Source organism: Pseudomonas sp. FW300-N2F2 (assembly GCF_017351655.1).
Classification (GTDB): Bacteria; Pseudomonadota; Gammaproteobacteria; order Pseudomonadales; family Pseudomonadaceae; genus Aquipseudomonas; species Aquipseudomonas fluorescens_AA.
Window position 1 is genome coordinate 1,373,310 of record NZ_JACNDQ010000001.1, and the last position, 17,205, is coordinate 1,390,514.

Below are 17,205 nucleotides of genomic sequence, written 5' to 3' on the forward strand. Positions count from 1 at the left end.
GAGCGGTCCCATGCCTGAACCTTCCAATGACGGAGACCACGATGAGCAAAGGCAAGGCGCTGTTGATTCTGCATGGCAAGCAAGCGCTCAACGAAGAGGTTCGCTCGGCAGTGATGCTCAAGCGCGAACAGGGCTGGGAGCTGGCGGTACGGTTGACCTGGGAGGCCGGTGATGCCCAGCGATGTGTCGATGAAGCCCTGGATGCCGGTTATACGCGACTGATCGCCGGCGGCGGTGATGGAACCTTGCGTGATATCGCCGAAGCGATCGCCCACAAGTCCAGCGATGCCAGCCTGGTATTGCTGCCGCTGGGCACGGCCAATGATTTCGCCCGGGCGGCTGGTGTTCCGTTGGAACCCGCGCAGGCTCTGGATCTATTGGACGTTGCGCCCCAGGCTGTTGATGTGGGTGACGTCGGCGGGCGGATTTTCCTGAACATGGCCACCGGCGGTTTTGGCAGCCAGGTGACGGCAAACACCTCCGAGGATCTCAAGAAGGTCTTGGGCGGCGCCGCCTACCTGTTCACGGGCCTGTCTCGATTCAGTGAACTGAGTACCGCCTATGGTGAGTTGCAGGGCCCCGATTTTTACTGGCAGGGCGATTTGCTCGCGTTGGGCATCGGTAATGGCCGACAGGCGGGGGGAGGCCATGTGCTGTGCCCGCAAGCGTTGGCTGATGATGGGTTGCTGGACATCAGCATCCTGCCGGCGCCCCAGGAAGTGGTCAGTACGTTGAAAGACTTGCTGGCAGGCGGCCTGGGCATCGACAACATGTTTGTCCGCGCGCGCTTGCCATGGGTGGAAATCAAGGTCGCGCAAGGCCTGGACATCAACCTCGATGGCGAACCGTTGCAGGTCGATACCCTGCGCTTCACTGTCCGCCCGAAGGCGCTGCGGCTACACCTGCCGTCCGATTCGCCGCTGTTGGGCGGCGCGACGGCGCTCAGTCATCCAGGCTGATGATTTGCTCACGCACCGCGAACAGCACAAGGCCGGCCACGTCATGGATCTGCAAGCGCTTCATGACTTGCGCCCGGTGGGTTTCCACGGTCTTGACGCTCAGGTTCAGCCCACTGGCAATTTCCCGAGTGGACTTGCCGCGCACGATCAGCCGCAGAATTTCCAGCTGGCGTGCGGTCAGGTTATGGGCCTGGGCAGGGTCCGGCTGATGTTTCTGGACGCGGGTCAGCGCCTGGTTGATCACCGTGTGGGCGATGGCCGGGCTCAGGTAGCGTTCGTCATTGCGCAGCGCTTCCAGGGCGTGTTTCAGCTCGGTGGCGGTGGTGTCCTTGAGCAGGTAGCCATGGGCGCCTGATTCCAGCGCCTGCATGATCAGCGCAGGATCCGTATGCATCGACAGGATCAGCACCTTGCTGTGGGGGCGCACCCGCTTGAGCTGTTGCAAGGCATCCAGGCCGCTGGTGTCCTTCATGGAAATGTCCAGCAGCACGATGTCGGGGTTCAGTCGTTCTACCAGCTCCACCAATTGTGTGCCGTCATTGGCTTCGCCGATCACGGCATAGTCCGGGATATCCATGACCAGAGCTCGTACGCCGGCCCTGATCAGGGAGTGGTCATCTACCAGGAGCAAATTACAAATCAAAGGAGAACCTTATTCTTACTGGCTCGCTCCAGGGCACGCGGCGCCCAGGGAAAGCGTGCTTCGATGTGCGTGCCTTTGCCGGCCTCGCTCACGACCTTGAGGGTGCCGCCCAATTGTTCGACCCGCTCCGACATGCCGGCCATGCCCCGTTGACCTTCGCGAGCGGGGTGGCTGGCCGGGACAAATCCCTGGCCGTCGTCGCTGATCAGCAGGGTCAGGCCGTCGGGCTGGCGTTGCAGGCGTACCAGCAGATTCGTCGCCCGGGCATGGCGCAAGATATTGGTGATCGCTTCCTGGGTGATCCGGAACACCGCGACTGACATCTCCTCCGGGATACCGGTCATGCGCTGCTGGCAATCGAGGCTCCACTTCACCGGGACGTTGGCCAGGGTCTTGAGCAGGTGCGCCCGCAGGCTGGCCTCAAGCCCGAGGCTGGTCAGCTCCCTGGGGTTGAGGATCGCCGATACGTCGCGGACCTTGTTGAGGGTTTCGTCCAGGGTTTCGCACAGGAGTGCGCACTGACCTTGCAATTCTTCCGGCATCCGCCGCTTGAGCCATTCGCCTTGCAGTTTCGCCGCGGTCAGCAATTGGCCAATGTCGTCGTGCAATTCGCGGCTGAGCCGATGGCGCTCATTCTCCTGGACCTCGAGCAACCGCTCGGCCAGCTCCTGGGGCTGGAACTTGATGGACTTGCGCGACAATCGATGATGGATCCAGACACAGCTCAAGGCCGCGACATTCACGGCCAGCAGGCCCAGCGGCACCGTGTGGGCGTACAGGTAGGTCAGCAGGCAGCCGAGGGTCGAGCACATGCACAATAATAATGTGAAGCGACGGGCGTTTTCTCGGGAGGGAGGCCAGGTGATGAATGACTTGAGGCTGGCGTGCATAGCGGATGGAGCCAATGAATGTTCGCTGCGGGCAGGCCGGTCAGCTCATCTGACAGGCCGGGTCGGGTAAACGTTTCAGGTCGAAGGCAGCTTCGGTTGGCGGCTATTACGGCACTGCCTGGAAGTGGCTGACGCGGGAGATAGTACCACTTCGCCTATCGTTGGTCGCGCTCGGCATGGTGCGGTGAACGCACTAGGGAGCAGGCGTATTGCCATCGTATCAGGCTTGTTTCTGGGGATAAGACACCAACGCCAGCGGACGTGACGCGGCCAATGCCTGGTCGGGACTCTGGCCGACCTGGAAAGCGAATGCCTCGATCAAGGACGTTTGTTCGCTGTTGTCCAGGCTCAACTGGCCGGTGGTGTGATCGACCAGTTCCAATTGCCAGGCCATCAGCGTGAAGCAATCCTTCAAGGCATCCAGGGCCTGCTCATGCAACTCCATGTGGTTTTGCGCATGGCTGAGCAAGCCATGGATATGCAGGGAAAACTCCGAAACGGCTTCCAGCGCCAGGGCATTGGTCTTGTTTGCCAGTTTCAGCAAGGTGCTGAGCATGCAATCGATGGCGTCCTTGTCGTTGTTGATCAATTGCAGATGGCTCAGGCATTCCTCCGACTTGGCCAGCAGTGTCTCGGCCTCGATCAGAAGTTCGGGAAGACGTTGACTCCAGTTCCTACGATCGTTCGGCATGCTTATCTCCACAACATCATGTCAGGCGAAAGGAAACCGCGTATGGCGAACGGCTGGATCTCAAGGTCGACCGCGGACGGACGTGCGACGACACGCCCGTGCCGTTTAGCGAAGGTGAATTCGTAAACGATTGCACGGGTGGGATCGGCCGAAAGGCTGCAGGTCCGATGTCCTGTGGTCGCGCACAAAAGCCTGACTCCGTTCAGCAATGAGAATGGCGTCACATTAATGGCTATTGGATAACGGGAATATCAGGTTGGACCTGATTGTGCCTAGGGGAATCCCTTAGACAGGGGAACTTAGTGCGCAAACCGGAGTCGCGCAGCGGGATAAACAGCAGATGAAATCGTGAAGCCAGTAAAGCATGATGTTAATGTGATATCAATTCCCGTGCTGTATTTTATCCGGGGTCAAGATTCGGCTCGTGCAGCCGATATCGGTTTTATTGGATTCATCCGAACAAGCCCAGGAGTCATCGATGGCCGGCATTCTCGACACAGTAGATCAACGAACCCAACTGGTGGGTGAGAATCGCCTGGAAATTCTCATGTTTCGCCTGGCGGGTCGGCAGTTGTTTGCCATTAACGTATTCAAGGTCCAGGAAGTCCTGCAACTGCCGAAGTTGACCCTGATGCCGCAACGCCACCCGTTCGTGTGCGGCGTGGTCAATCTGCGAGGCCAGACGTTGCCGGTGATCGACCTGTCCCAGGCCATTGGCATGCGTCCGCTGGTGCCGGGTGCCAACAGCACCATCATCGTGACCGAATACAACCGTTCGGTTCAGGCGTTCCTGGTGGGCGGCGTCGACCGCATCGTCAACATGAACTGGGAAGCCATCCTGCCACCGCCGACCAGCGCCGGCCGCGAGCACTACCTGACCGCCATCAGCAAGGTGGACGATCAGTTGGTGGAAATCATCGACGTGGAAAAAGTCCTGGCCGAAATCGTGCCGTACAACGCCAAGGTCTCCCGGGACAAACTCGAAGACCCGGTGCTGGAGCGCGCCCGTGGCCGCGAAGTGCTGCTGGTGGACGACTCCAACGTTGCGCTCTCGCAATTGCGCGACACCCTGGGTCAACTGGGCGTGAAAATGCACATCGCCAGCGACGGCCTGAAGGCCCTGAACATGCTCAAGGCCTGGGCCGATACCGGCGAGGTCATGACCGACAAATTGCTGATGATCTTCACCGATGCGGAAATGCCGGAAATGGACGGCTACCGCTTGACCACCGAAATCCGCAACGACCCGCGTTTGCGTGGGCTCTATGTCGTACTGCACACCTCGCTGTCCGGCAGCTTCAACGATTCGATGGTCAAGAAGGTCGGTTGCGACAACTTCCTCTCCAAATTCCAGCCGGACAAGCTGGTCGATGTGGTGCGCCAGCGGCTGATGCTCGACTGAAACCGATGGTGGTTTGCTTCAATGGCCGGCTCGTATAAGGTGGCATTTTTTTGCCACCGGGGAAGTTGACCATGTTGCGGCTGAGCGCGCTGTATCGGTATCCGTTGAAGTCCGGCAAGGGCCAGCCCCTGCAGCAGATTGGCCTGGACAAGCTAGGGCTGGACGGTGATCGGCGCTGGATGCTGGTGGATGAGGGCACGGGGCGGTTCCTGACCCAGCGCGCCGTGGCGAAGATGAGCCAGCTTTCGGCCTTGTGGAACGAGGCGGGTGGCCTGACGCTCAGCGCGCCGGGCCATGGCGCCATCGATGTGCCGCTGCCACCCACCCAGCAAGAGCAGCGGCGCGGCGTGATCATCTGGCGTGACACCTTGCGTGTGCCGGATGCCGGGGATGAGGCGGCGGCCTGGGTCAGCGAATTCATTGGCAGCCCCACGCGGCTGGTGCATGTGCCGGTGGAACTGGCGCGCACCACCGCCGCCGGTTATGGCAAGGATGACGACAAGGTCGCCTTTGCCGATGGTTTCCCCCTGCTGCTGATTGGCCAGGCCTCATTGCAGGACCTGTCGAGCCGGGTCGGCCGTTCGCTGGAGATGTTGCGCTTTCGTCCCAACCTGGTGGTGGAGGGCAGTGAAGCGTTTGCCGAGGACGGTTGGAAGCGTATTCGTATCGGCGAGGTGGAGTTCCGGCTGGTCAAGCCCTGCTCGCGTTGCATCATGACCACGGTCGATCCGCACACCGGTGAACGCGATCCGAATCGCGAACCCTTTGCCACGTTGCAGCAATACCGTTCGACGCCGGACGGTGCGATGTTCGGCCAGAATCTGGTCAACGACAGCAACGGTCGGCTTGAAGTCGGCATGCCGGTTGAAGTGCTCGAATAAAAAGAACCGTGAACAAAAATGCCCGTGTCCAATGACCCGGGCATTTTTGTTTATCTGGCAACAGTTTTTCTAGCTTTTGTGGCGAGGGAGCTTGCTCCCGCTGGGCTGCGAAGCAGCCCCTCTTGCTAGCCGCAGGGGACGCTGGCGCGTCCAGCGGGAGCAAGCTCCCTCGCCACAGGGGGAACTGTGTCCCCGCTTTGTAGTGCGCTTAATCAGCCGCGATATTCACACAGGTAAGCGGTGTCGACGGCCACTTTGAGCTGGAACTTGCTGTTGGCCGGTACATTGAACTGGCTGCCGGCCGCGAAGGTTTCCCAATCGGTGCTGTCGGGCAGCTTCACGGTCAGGGCGCCGGAGACGACGTGCATGATTTCCCGTTGGGCCGTGCCGAACTCATATTCGCCCGGTGCCATGACGCCGATGGTCGCGGGGCCTTCGGCAGTGCCAAAAGCGATCGACTTGACGGTGCCGTCGAAGTACTCGTTGACTTTAAACATGGGCGATTCCTCGAAAAAGGGGCTGAAAAAGGCCGGCCAGTATGCACAAGGCTGCAACATTCGTCATCTGCCGCGCCGGGAAGTGGACGCCGCTCAACCCGGAAGCACCAGGGGCAACAACCGCGCGGTATTGCGGGCATCTTCCAGGGCGCGGTGCTGTTGCCCGCAAAATTGCAGGCCCGCCAGTTGCAGCGCGCCATTGAGGCCCAGCGGTCGTTCCAGTCGACGGGCCTTGGCGAAGCGTTGCTTGAGGTTCATGTGCGACACCTGGGCGAGGACACTGTGCAACTGCTGGCGCTGCCATTCCTGAAGCAGTTGCTTGCGGTCGTAGTCGCCCCAACTGACCCAGCTTTCCAGCTTCGGATGATACGGCGCCAGCCAGCGCTCGAACGCCGGCCAGACCTCGGTCAAGGGCGCGGCGCCGTCGATATTGGCCTGGGTGATGTGGGTCAGTTCGCGACAGAAAGGGGTGAGCAGCGGTCGTCTCAGGGGCCGCACGAAGCGCTGGAAGTGATCCACTTCGCGGCCGTCACGATTCACCAGCGTGGCGCCGATTTCGATAATTTCCATTTCGGTTACCGGCCAGCCACCCTCATCGGTGGTGGCCTCCAGATCAATCACCAGCCAGTGAGGCATTGCAGGGTTCCCGGTATCGGCGTGCTGATGGGTTTGAGCGTAGTCAAACCCCAGGCATCCGACTAGTGGGCTGTTTCAACGCGCAACAAAACCTGGCGTTTTCTCACCTGATCACCCTGTGTGACCTGCAATTGCCTGACCACCCCGTCGATGCCTGCCTTGAGTGGGTGCTCCATTTTCATCGCTTCGAGCACCATCAGCAGTTGGCCTTGGCGCACCGGGCTGCCTTCGCTGACCAGTACCTCGACAATGGCACCGTCCATGGGCGCCAGGAGCGTACTGGCACTGGCACTGGCCTTGCTGGCGACGGGGGCCAGGGTCCGGTCTTGCAGGTGCAGGCCGCCGGGGCGGGTGGACAGCCAGAGATCGTGGCCTTCGAGGCGCCAGGCATGGCGCTGGCCAATCCCGTCGATGACCAGCGTTGCGCCCTGCGCATCAACGTCGAGCAACCTCAGCTCGATCAAGTGCCCGGCGCTGCGGATGTTCAGTGTCCCGTCGGTTTCGGTTTCAAGGCTCAGCACCCAGTCGCGCTCCCCGACGCCGATCCGATAATGCAGCGCCGTGCCGATGCTGTTGCGCCACCCGCCCAGGCCGGGTGCATGCCGTGCCTGCGATGCCTGATAAAACGCCGCGGTGGCGATGGCCAGTTGTTCGACCGAGGGCTCAAGGGGCAGAAGCGCCGCATGATTGGCAAAATGCTGGCCGATGAAGCCGGTGTTGAAGTCGCCGTCGATGAACCGCGGATGCGCCAGCAAGCCGGCGAGCAAGCGCTGGTTGCTCTGGACCCCAAGCAGCACGCAGTCCTCTACCGCTCGCAACAGTTTGCGGCGTGTTTCGTCGCGGGTGGCGCCGTGGACGATGAGTTTGCCCAGCATCGAATCGTAGAACGGCGTGATGGCCTGGCCCTGCAGCAGGCCATGGTCGACTCGCACACCGTCGCGGATAGGGGGCTCCCAGCCAACCAAGCGCCCGGTCTGGGGCAGGAAGTCCGCCGCTGGGTCCTCGGCGTACAACCGCACTTGCAGGGCATGACCGCTGAGCGTCACCTGCTCCTGGCGCAGGGGCAGCGGCCTGCCGGCGGCGACGTCCAATTGCCAGGCCACCAGGTCCAGGCCGGTGATCAACTCGGTGACCGGGTGTTCGACCTGCAGGCGCGTGTTCATCTCCAGGAAGTAAAACCGACCGTCCGCCGCGAGCAGGAATTCCACAGTCCCGGCACCGACGTAATGCACTGCACGCCCCGCCTTGAGTGCCGCCTCGCCCATGGCCCGGCGCAGGTCGGCGGTCATGACCGGGCAGGGCGCTTCCTCGATGATTTTCTGGTGGCGTCGCTGGATCGAGCAGTCCCGTTCGCCCAGGTGGATCAACTGGCCGTGGTGGTCGCCGAAGATCTGCACCTCCACATGCCGCGGATCGATCAAGGCTTGTTCGAGGATCAACTCGTCGCTGCCGAAGCCGTGCAGGGCTTCCGAGCGTGCGCTGCGCAACTGCTCCAGCAGGTCCTCGGCGCGCTGGACCAGGCGCATGCCGCGGCCGCCGCCACCGGCACTGGCCTTGATCATCAGCGGGTAGCCGATGCGCCCGGCTTCGCGCTGCAGCGTGTCGTCGTCCTGGGCGGCGCCCTGGTAACCGGCGATGCAGGGAACACCGGCTTGGATCATGGCGATTTTTGCCCGGCGCTTGCTGCCCATCAGTTCGATGGCCTCGGGGCTGGGGCCGATGAAAACCAGGCCGGCCTGCGCGCAGGCGTGGGCGAACCGCGCATTTTCCGAAAGAAAGCCGTAGCCGGGGTGGATCGCATCGGCGCCGCTGCGCCGGGCCGCCTCGAGAATGGCCAAGGGGTCGAGGTAGGACTGCTGCACCGAGGCCGGGCCGATCAGCACGGCTTCATCGGCCATGCGCACGTGCAGCGCATCGGCGTCGGCCTCGCTGAACACCGCCACCGTGCGATAACCCAGGGCCTGGGCGGTACGCTGGATGCGACAGGCGATTTCGCCGCGGTTGGCGATGAGGATTTTGCTGAAGGCTGGCATGGGGGGCATTCCTGGGGGGATGGTGTTTATTCGGGCCTCATCGCGAGCGAGCTCGCTCCCACAGTGAGTGGTGAAAATGTGGGAGCGGGCTTGCTCGCGATAGCGGCCTGTCAGGCAAACCGCTCACTTGTTCTTCCCCGGCAAAATGCCCATGAGCTTGCAGATGATGCCCAGCATGATTTCGTCCGCGCCGGCGCCGATGGACACCAGCCGTACGTCGCGATAGGCGCGGGCGACCGGGTTGTCCCACATGAAGCCCATGCCGCCCCAGTATTGCAGGCAACTGTCGGTGGTTTCCCGGGCCAGGCGTCCGGCCTTGAGCTTGGCCATCGAGGCCAGTCGCGTGACATCCTGGCCGTGGATGTACTGCTCGGTGGCCTGGTAGACCAGCGCCCGCAGGCATTCGATTTCGCTGGCCAGTTCCGCCAGGCGGAAGTGGATCACCTGGTTGTCGATCAGGGCCGTGCCGAAGGTCTTGCGCTCCTTGCAGTACTCGATGGTGCTGTCGATGCAATGCTCCAGGCCCTTGAGCATGTTGGCCGCGCCGAACAAACGTTCCTCCTGGAATTGCAGCATCTGCATCATGAACCCGGCGCCTTCCTGGCCGATGCGATTGCGTTGTGGCACCCGCACGTCGTCGAAAAACACCTGGGCGGTTTCCGAGCTGCGCATGCCGAGTTTGTCCAGGTGCTGGCCGAGGCTGATGCCGGCGCTGCGCATCGGCACCATGATCAGCGATTTGTTGACGTGGGGCTTGTCGTCCGAGGTATTCGCCAACAGGCAGATGAAATCAGCGCTCGGTGCATTGGTGATCCACATCTTGCTGCCGTTGATGATGTAGTCGTCGCCGTCCTTGCGTGCCGTGGTCTTGAGGCCGGCGACGTCGGAGCCGGCACCGACTTCCGAGACGCCGATGCAGCCCACCTGTTCGCCGCGAATGGCCGGGCGCAGGAACGCTTCACGTAACTCATCGGAGCCGAAACGGGCCAGGGCCGGGGTGCACATGTCGGTCTGCACGCCGATGGACATCGGCACGCCGCCGCAATGAATAGTGCCGAACTCCTCGGCCGCGACGATCGAATAGCTGTAGTCCAGGCCCATGCCGCCGAAGGCCTGCGGCTTGGAAATACCCAGCAGGCCCAACTCGCCGGCCTTGCGGAAAATCTCGTGGATGGGGAAACGTCCGGCCCGCTCCCATTCGTCGACGTAGGGATTGATGTCGTGGTCGACAAACTGGCGGACGGTGCGCCGCAGTGCTTCGTGTTCCTGGGTGAAGATCATTTTTATTGTTCTCCTGGAGGTTGCGCTCAGAAGCGGGCCACGCCGAAGCTGTTGGCTTGCAGTGGCCGCTGCTCGGCCTCGTGACAGATGTCCAGCAGCAAGCCCAGCAAAGTACGGGTGTCGCGCGGGTCGATGAGCCCGTCGTCCCACAGGCTGGCGCTGCCGTAGAGGGCGGTGGATTGGCTGTCGAGTTTCTGCGCGGTGGTTTGCTCGAGCAGGTCCAGCATCTTCGGGTCGGGGCTCAGGCCGTTCTTGAGTTGCGTGGCCTCGGTGACCACCCGCAGGACCTTGCCGGCCTGGGCGCCGCCCATCACGGCGGTGTGGCTGTTGGGCCAGGCGAAGATGAAGCGCGGGTCAAGCCCGCGGCCGCACATGGCGTAGTTGCCGGCACCATAGGAGCCGCCCACCACGACGGTCAGCTTGGGCACCCGGGCATTGGCCACGGCCTGGATCATCTTGGCGCCATGCTTGATCACCCCTTGTCGCTCCGACTCGGTGCCGACCATGAACCCGGTGGTGTTGTGCAAGAACAGCAACGGCGTGCGGCTCTGATCGCACAACTGGATGAACTGCGCCGCCTTGGCCGCTCCCTGTGGCGTGATGGGGCCGTTGTTGCCGATCAGGCCGCAGGCATGGCCGCGAATGTGCAGGTGGCCGCAAATCGTCTGGGTGTCGAATTCGCTTTTGAAGGCCAGGAAATGCGAGCCGTCGGCGATGCGGGCGATGATTTCCCCCACGTCATAGGGTTTCTTCGGGTCGTCGGGCACCAGTCCCAATAATTCCTCGGCGGGATAGAGCGGCTCCGTCCAGGTCCGTTCGGGCTGTGGCGGCAATTGTGCATTCCAGGGCAGCAAGTCGAGGATTTCCCGGGCCAGGCGTATGCCATCGGCGTCGTTCTCCGCCAGGTATTCGGCAGTGCCGGCCACCTGCACGTGCATCAGCGCACCGCCCAGTTCCTCTTCGCTGGCCACTTCGCCGGTCGCGGCCTTGAGCAACGGCGGCCCGGCCAGGAACAGCCGCGCCTTGTCGCGCACCACCACAACATAATCCGACAAACCCGGCTGATAAGCGCCGCCGGCCGTGGCCGAGCCATGCACGACGGTGATCTGCGGCAGGCCCATGGCCGACATACGTGCCTGATTGGCGAAGCAGCGCGCGCCTTCGACGAAAATCTGCGCCGCGTAATTGAGATTGGCGCCGCCACTTTCGGCGAGGGTGATGACCGGCAGTTTGTTTTCCATGGCGATCTGTTGCAGGCGCAGGGTCTTGTGCAAACCGCTGGGGGAAATCGTGCCGCCCTTGATCGCGCTGTTGTTGGCCACCACCAGTGCCCGCACCCCGGACACGTAGCCGATTCCGGCGATCAGGCCGCCGCCGGCCTGGCTGCCGTCCTTGTCGTCATGGAGTTTGTAGCCGGCCAGACTCGCCAGCTCGAGGAACGGTGCGCCGGGGTCCAGCAGCAGGTTCAGGCGCTGGCGGGGCAACAGTTGGCCGCGCTGGTCGAACTTGTCCTGGGCCTGGGCGGCTTTCGCCAGCACGGCCCGTTCGAGTTGGCGCAGTTGTTCGACACCGGCCAGCATCGCCGCGTGGTTGCGTGCGAAGTCAGCGCTGTGGGGATCCAGGTGCGATTCGATGACCGGCATGCAGACTCCTCGTGTTGGAACGGATCAGAGAACTCCTGTGGCGAGGGAGCTTGCTCCCGCTCGATTGCGCAGCAATCGCAAAAGCCGGGGTCGCTGCGCAACCCAGCGGGAGCAAGCTCCCTCGCCACAGGGGCTGCTGATCGTTTATTTGCCATGGCGACCGCCCTTAGCCGACCTGATCGGCAATGCTTTGCGGCACCGGTATCTGAATCTCCAGCAACTGCTGGGCGAACGCCTTGCCCTGGGGATCGATGCGCAGGCTGGCGACACCGCCGCCAGCGAGGGCGTTTTCCAGCAGGAAATTCAAACTGTGGGTGCCCGGCAGGTACCAGCGTTCGACCCGGCCCAGCAGCGGGTCGAGCACGTGGCTCATCCAGTCGACCATCACCTCCGGGGTCAGCGCCTCGGCGATCCAGGGCAGGTATTCGGGTTCCCGGGCGATCACGCCAATGTTGCTGTGGTTGCCCTTGTCGCCGGAGCGCGCCACCGCCAGTTTGATCAGCGGCACGCTGGCGTCGGCCCGGCCCTGGGGTTTGGGCGGGGTCGGGGCGACCGGCAGATCGGTGGTGTGCAGTGGTTCGAAAGCGGGCAGGGAGCAGGGGTGGCGCTGGCCGTCGAGTTCGATGTCGAGCCGGCAGGTGGTTTTGTCGATCAGGAACGAGAACAGGCGAATCAACGGCGACACCGTCGGCCGGCCACCGACCAGGCCGGTCAGTCCCGGCGCCATGCCAGTGGCGGCCTGGGCGATTTCCCTGGAAAACAGCACCAGCGGCTGTTTATCCGGGTGCCGTACCGCCAGCTTGATCACCACCTCTCGGCTGTCCCGGCGCTGGCCGTGCTGGCCATAAGTGGCTTCGCTGCCCAGCAGTTCGATGTTCACGTCGCTGTAGGGCGCCCAGCCACGTTGACGCAACAGCTGTGAGGTCTTGGCGACGATCGCCTGGCTGACCCGTTCAGCCTTGGCCACCGCATCGATGCCGGCGATCAGGCAGGTGGTGGTGCAGCGCCAGCCGTCCAGCCAAGTGGCGCAGACCTTGTACCGGTCGCCGGGCGGCAGGCCCCTGGCCCCATGGACGCGCACGGCGTGCTTGCCCTGCTGGATCAACCTGACCTGGCTGAAATCGCAGATCACGTCGGGCAGCAGGTAGCCTTGCGGGTTGCCGATTTCGTAGAGCAACTGCTCGCCGACGGTCAACGGCGTAACCAGCCCGCCGCTGCCTTCGGTCTTGGTGACAATGAACTGGCCATCGGTGCTGACTTCGACGATGGGAAAGCCGATGTGCTCGTAATCCGGCACTGCCTGCCAGTCGGTAAAATTACCGCCCGTGCACTGGGCGCCACACTCGATGAGATGCCCCGCGAGCGCGGCCTGGGCCAATCTGTCGTAATCGTCCCAGGCCCAGCCGAACTCATGCACCAGGGCGGCGCTGACCACGGCACTGTCCACCACGCGGCCGGTGATCACCACATCGGCGCCCAGGCGCAGTGCCTCGACGATGCCGGGCGCGCCGAGGTAGGCGTTGATGGACACACACGCGGGAGGCAGGGGCTCGCCGCTGAACATCTCGTCGATGCCCTGGGCGGCGAGCCGTTCGTGTTGCGGTTGCAGGTCATCCCCCAGCAGCACGGCAATCTTCAGCGCTACGCCGGCCTGATCGCAGGCTGCTTGCAGAGCCTTCGCACAGGCCTGGGGATTGACCCCGCCGGCGTTGCTGATGACGCGGATCCCGTCGTCATGCAAACGCTGAAGCAGCGGGGTGAGGACCTCGATGAAGTCCGTGGCATAGCCGCTCGAAGCGTCTTTCAGGCGTGCCCCGGCCATGATCGACATCGTGACTTCGGCCAGATAGTCGAACACCAGGTAATCCAGCGCACCGCCCTCGACCAGTTGCGCCGCCGCGGTGCAGGTGTCGCCCCAAAAGGCGCTGGCGCAACCGATTCGGATCGTTTTGGGCATGGCGTTCCCTCCGGCAAAGGTGGCTCGAGACTACCAAGCAAGCGCTTGGTTTGTAAACGGCCGCCGGTTCTTCTGGCCGAGCGCTTGCTTGGTTGCTTCGCTCGGCTTAAATTGCCCGCGCCACCGATGGTTTGCTGTGCAGTGGCGGCGCGTTGGTTGATCGACTGTAGGAGAGAATGGGTGGACGAGCAAAAAGCCCTGGGCGTGATGCGTGAGCTGGTCGACAACGGGCAACTGACCGACCCGGACAGTGCGCGCGGCAAACTGCTCCAGACTGCCGCCCACCTGTTTCGCAACAAGGGCTTCGAGCGCACCACGGTGCGCGACCTGGCCAGTGCCGTGGGCATCCAGTCGGGCAGCATCTTTCACCATTTCAAGAGCAAGGACGACATCCTGCGGGCGGTGATGGAAGAAACCATCCGCTACAACACCGCCTTGATGCGCGCTGCCCTGGCCGAGGCCGACAACGTACGGGAGCGGGTGCTGGCGCTGATTCGCTGCGAATTGCAGTCGATCATGGGCGGCACTGGCGAGGCCATGGCGGTGCTGGTCTATGAATGGCGTTCGCTCTCGCCGGACGGACAGCGGCACGTGCTGGCCCTGCGTGATACATATGAAGACTTGTGGCTCGAGGTCTTGGGCCAGGCCAAGGAGGCCGGGTATATTCGCGGGGACGTGCCCATTACCCGGCGGTTCCTCACGGGAGCATTGTCCTGGACCACCACCTGGTTTCGCGCCGAAGGCAGCCTGAGCCTCGATGAACTGGCCGAGCAGGCCCTGATCCTGGTGCTTGAAGAAAAACAATAATCGAACGGCGCTTTAAATGGCCGGATGGCTGGCTAAGCGGCTGAAACCGCCTAGCTTGATTGTAGTGATGGGGACTTTTGGGGAGTGGGTTATCTTGACGTTTTCGCCGATGGGGATGACCTCCCGTGTGCTGCTGGCCACTCTGGCCGTTTTCCTGGCGTTGCCGATCGAGGCGGCGCAACTGGTGCGGATCGGCGCGGCCCACTTTCCACCCTATACCGTTCGTCCCGAGAACGGTGCCGACACCGGCCTGCTGCCGCAGATGGTGGAGGCCTTGAACCAGTCGCAAAGCGACTATCAGTTCATCCTGGTGCCGACGTCGATCCCGCGCCGGTTCAATGATTTCAAGCAGGGCCGGGTCGACATGGCGATTTTCGAGAACCCCGAATGGGGTTGGCAGGATGTGCCGCACACGTCGGTGGACATGGGCCTGGAAGATGCGGAAGTCTTCGTCGCCCAGCGCCAGCCGGAGCGCCAGCAAAGTTATTTCGCCGACCTCAGGGGCAAGCGCCTGGCGCTGTTCAGCGGTTATCACTACGCCTTTGCCGAATTCAACGCCGACCCCAAGTTTCTCGCCGGTCAATACAACGCCACGCTGACGTATTCCCACGACAGCAATCTGCTGATGGTCTTGCGCGGGCGGGCGGATATCGCCCTGGTGACCCGTTCGTACCTCAACGATTACGTGTTGCGCAATCCCGAAGTCGGCCCGCAGCTGCTGGTGTCTGAGCGCATCGATCAGGTTTACCACCATTACGCGCTGATCCGGCCACAGGCGCCCATTTCCAGTGAAGCGTTTGCACAGTTGCTGCAAACGCTGCGGGATAACGGTCAGATGCTGAAGATTTTCCAGCCCTACCAGATCCAACTGGTCTCCACGCATGCCCATTGAAGGCGACCCTAAATTTCCCGCCCCGGCTCACGTCACACGTTGACTACCGACGAATACGCGAGCCGTTCCCATGTCCAACCTCAACCACCCGACGACGCTGCCCTTGCCCGGTGGCCGTCGTCTCGGCGCCGATGAAACCGAACGCCACCTGAGCCTGATGCTCGAAGGTGCGCCGCTGATCCGGCTGCGCCTTGTGCGCGGCCCCGAGTTGCATGTGCATTTGCAGGAAATCAACGACCGCCCAGTGGGTCCGGCGCTATGGGCGGCCTGCTATTGGCTGTTTGCCCGCGATCCCGAGTGTCGGCACCTGACCTGGCACCTCGACGAGCGCCCCGGCGAAGCCTTGCTCAGCGGTTTATTGACGGTCACGGAGCGTGCCGGTGAATACCGTTGCGAGCGCACGATGTTCTGGCAGTTGCCGCAGCCCTGGCTGGGGGAGTCGTTCAGCGGCAGTTACCCGCAACAGATGGTCATCACCGATGGCCGCCGCCATCCGCGCCGGCCCATGAAGCCGCGTGGCGAGGTGTATCGACGTTTCGATGCGCGGCTGGGGGCCTGGGTGTCCTTGCGCACCCTGGAAATCGAGCAGGACCTGGAGCGTTTCAACCGCTGGCAGAACAGCCCGCGAGTGGCGAGCTTCTGGCAGGAGGAGGGCAGCCTGGAACAGCATCGCGAGTACCTGGGCAAGCTGCAGGCCGATCCCCGGGTCTTGACCCTGATCGGTTGCTTCGATGACCAGCCGTTCGCTTACTTCGAAGCCTATTGGGCCAAGGAGGATCGGATCGCGCCGTTCTATGAAGCCGACCACTACGATCGCGGCATCCACATGCTGGTGGGCGAAGAGCAGCACCGCGGGCCGCACAAGGTGGCGAGCTGGTTGTCGGCGTTGGTGCATTACCTGTTCCTGGACGACCCGCGCACCCAGCGCGTGGTCGCCGAGCCCCGGGCCGACAATGCGCGGATGATCGGGCACCTGCACAACCAGTGCTTCCATTGTGAAAAGGAATTCGATTTCCCCCACAAGCGCGCGGCGCTGATGATCCTGGGGCGTGAGCGGTTTTTTGATCGGTGTGGGTTGATGTAGGGCCTTATGGCCTTATGGCCTCATCGCGAGCAAGCTCGCTCCCACAGTTTTGTGGTCACTGAAGATCCACTGTGGGAGCGAGCTTGCTCGCGATAAGGCCGGCAAAACCACCACAAGTCAGCGCCGGGCGAAAGTATCCCCCCGAACCCCCGACACCTTGCGGCAATGCACCAGTGCGTCGCGGATCATGAAGTTCACCAGGGTCGGCGAGACCCCCAGTTCCTTGGCGATGTCCTTCTGTGGCACGCCGTGCAGGCGGTACATCTCGAAGGCATAGCGGGTGCGGCTGGGCAGTTCGGTCAGCGCGTCGGCGATGTGCTCCAGCGTGGAGAAGTTGATATGGGAGGTTTCTGGCGAAGCACCCTGGATCACCACGTTCAACCCTTCCTCCTCCGGCCCCGAGTATTTCTGTTCCAGCGCCTGCTTGCGGTAGTGGTCGATCGCCAGGTTGCGCACGATCTGGAACAGATAACTGAGTTGCGCCTTGAACGAGGAGGTGATCTGTGGTGCCGATTGCAGCCGGAAAAAGGCGTCCTGCACCACATCTTCCGCGCGGGACCGGCAACCGGTAATGCGCGCCGCGATCTTGACCAGGATCAGTCGGTTATCGACGAACGCCTGGAGTAACGGTGAGTCGCACCTGCTTGTGGATACTTGTTCCGTCATGGAATTCACCTTGCTGCAAAAAGTTAGCGGGACGTCCGGATGCCGGACCCGTCCTACACATCGAGCGCCAAATTAGGCTTAATGATAATGATTGTCAATTGAGAAGAAGAATTATTGATGTAATAAAGTCCAGCCTCGGCGCCGCGACCCATTGCCGCGGTGCCTGGCCGCTGGCTACTTCGCTGCATGCCTCGGTGAGTCGGCTGCCGGACTAATTATTTACCGCGGCTATCCGTTCCATGG

Annotated in this window: 16 protein-coding genes; 6 read left to right on the forward strand and 10 right to left on the reverse strand. The window is 62.5% G+C overall.

Features of this window, described 5'->3' with window-relative positions:
* Positions 1–41: 41 nt before the first annotated feature.
* Complete coding sequence (yegS, locus tag J4E63_RS06295; protein WP_207281391.1) at positions 42–959, forward strand: lipid kinase YegS; 918 nt, start codon at positions 42–44, stop codon at positions 957–959.
* Here yegS and J4E63_RS06300 read toward each other — a convergent pair.
* From J4E63_RS06300 to J4E63_RS06310, 3 genes are all read right to left on the reverse strand, one after another.
* The gene (locus J4E63_RS06300) at positions 943–1,602 is read right to left on the reverse strand and encodes a response regulator transcription factor (protein ID WP_207281392.1); all 660 of its coding nucleotides are present in this window, start codon (positions 1,600–1,602) and stop codon (positions 943–945) included. The two genes, yegS and J4E63_RS06300, sit on opposite strands and share 17 nt — an antisense overlap.
* The gene (locus tag J4E63_RS06305; protein ID WP_207282455.1) at positions 1,599–2,492 is read right to left on the reverse strand and encodes a sensor histidine kinase; all 894 of its coding nucleotides are present in this window, start codon (positions 2,490–2,492) and stop codon (positions 1,599–1,601) included. The genes J4E63_RS06300 and J4E63_RS06305 overlap by 4 nt, the downstream gene beginning before the upstream one ends.
* Before the next feature lie 220 nt (positions 2,493–2,712).
* On the reverse strand, positions 2,713–3,183 hold the full coding sequence (locus J4E63_RS06310) for a hypothetical protein (protein WP_207281393.1): 471 nt from the start codon (positions 3,181–3,183) through the stop codon (positions 2,713–2,715).
* Positions 3,184–3,661: 478 nt separating this feature from the next.
* Between J4E63_RS06310 and J4E63_RS06315 the strand changes: the two genes are divergently transcribed.
* Complete coding sequence (locus J4E63_RS06315; protein WP_053120553.1) at positions 3,662–4,585, forward strand: chemotaxis protein CheV; 924 nt, start codon at positions 3,662–3,664, stop codon at positions 4,583–4,585.
* Positions 4,586–4,656: 71 nt separating this feature from the next.
* The gene (locus J4E63_RS06320; protein ID WP_207281394.1) at positions 4,657–5,466 is read left to right on the forward strand and encodes an MOSC domain-containing protein; all 810 of its coding nucleotides are present in this window, start codon (positions 4,657–4,659) and stop codon (positions 5,464–5,466) included.
* A 212-nt stretch (positions 5,467–5,678) separates the two neighbouring features.
* Here J4E63_RS06320 and J4E63_RS06325 read toward each other — a convergent pair whose 3' ends face one another.
* From J4E63_RS06325 to J4E63_RS06350, 6 genes are all read right to left on the reverse strand, one after another.
* Positions 5,679–5,963, reverse strand: a complete 285-nt coding sequence (locus J4E63_RS06325) for a pyrimidine/purine nucleoside phosphorylase (RefSeq protein ID WP_003183665.1) — start codon at positions 5,961–5,963, stop codon at positions 5,679–5,681.
* 93 nt (positions 5,964–6,056) lie between these two features.
* Positions 6,057–6,599, reverse strand: a complete 543-nt coding sequence (locus J4E63_RS06330; RefSeq protein ID WP_192259656.1) for an exonuclease domain-containing protein — start codon at positions 6,597–6,599, stop codon at positions 6,057–6,059.
* 62 nt (positions 6,600–6,661) lie between these two features.
* Positions 6,662–8,632 carry an acetyl/propionyl/methylcrotonyl-CoA carboxylase subunit alpha gene (locus J4E63_RS06335; protein ID WP_207281395.1) on the reverse strand — a complete coding sequence of 657 codons (1,971 nt, stop codon included), beginning with the start codon at positions 8,630–8,632 and terminating at the stop codon, positions 6,662–6,664.
* A gap of 123 nt (positions 8,633–8,755) precedes the next feature.
* On the reverse strand, positions 8,756–9,913 hold the full coding sequence (atuD, locus tag J4E63_RS06340) for an acyl-CoA dehydrogenase family protein (protein ID WP_207281396.1): 1,158 nt from the start codon (positions 9,911–9,913) through the stop codon (positions 8,756–8,758).
* A gap of 26 nt (positions 9,914–9,939) precedes the next feature.
* Positions 9,940–11,556 (reverse strand): acyl-CoA carboxylase subunit beta, encoded by a 1,617-nt coding sequence (gene atuC / locus J4E63_RS06345; protein WP_207281397.1) that lies wholly within the window; start codon positions 11,554–11,556, stop codon positions 9,940–9,942.
* A 166-nt stretch (positions 11,557–11,722) separates the two neighbouring features.
* Positions 11,723–13,513 carry an acyclic terpene utilization AtuA family protein gene (locus J4E63_RS06350; protein ID WP_207281398.1) on the reverse strand — a complete coding sequence of 597 codons (1,791 nt, stop codon included), beginning with the start codon at positions 13,511–13,513 and terminating at the stop codon, positions 11,723–11,725.
* A 180-nt stretch (positions 13,514–13,693) separates the two neighbouring features.
* On the opposite strand from J4E63_RS06350, the gene J4E63_RS06355 reads away from it, so the two are divergent.
* The 3 genes from J4E63_RS06355 (at position 13,694) to J4E63_RS06365 (ending at position 16,296) form a co-directional block, all read left to right on the forward strand.
* On the forward strand, positions 13,694–14,320 hold the full coding sequence (locus tag J4E63_RS06355) for a TetR/AcrR family transcriptional regulator (protein WP_207281399.1): 627 nt from the start codon (positions 13,694–13,696) through the stop codon (positions 14,318–14,320).
* Positions 14,321–14,435: 115 nt separating this feature from the next.
* Positions 14,436–15,212: an ABC transporter substrate-binding protein gene (locus tag J4E63_RS06360; RefSeq protein ID WP_060743063.1), complete on the forward strand. Its 777-nt coding sequence runs from the start codon at positions 14,436–14,438 to the stop codon at positions 15,210–15,212.
* A 70-nt stretch (positions 15,213–15,282) separates the two neighbouring features.
* Complete coding sequence (locus J4E63_RS06365) at positions 15,283–16,296, forward strand: GNAT family N-acetyltransferase (protein ID WP_207281400.1); 1,014 nt, start codon at positions 15,283–15,285, stop codon at positions 16,294–16,296.
* 117 nt (positions 16,297–16,413) lie between these two features.
* Here J4E63_RS06365 and J4E63_RS06370 read toward each other — a convergent pair whose 3' ends face one another.
* Positions 16,414–16,962 (reverse strand): RNA polymerase factor sigma-70, encoded by a 549-nt coding sequence (locus tag J4E63_RS06370; protein WP_024619408.1) that lies wholly within the window; start codon positions 16,960–16,962, stop codon positions 16,414–16,416.
* Between the last annotated feature and the right edge of the window lie 243 nt (positions 16,963–17,205).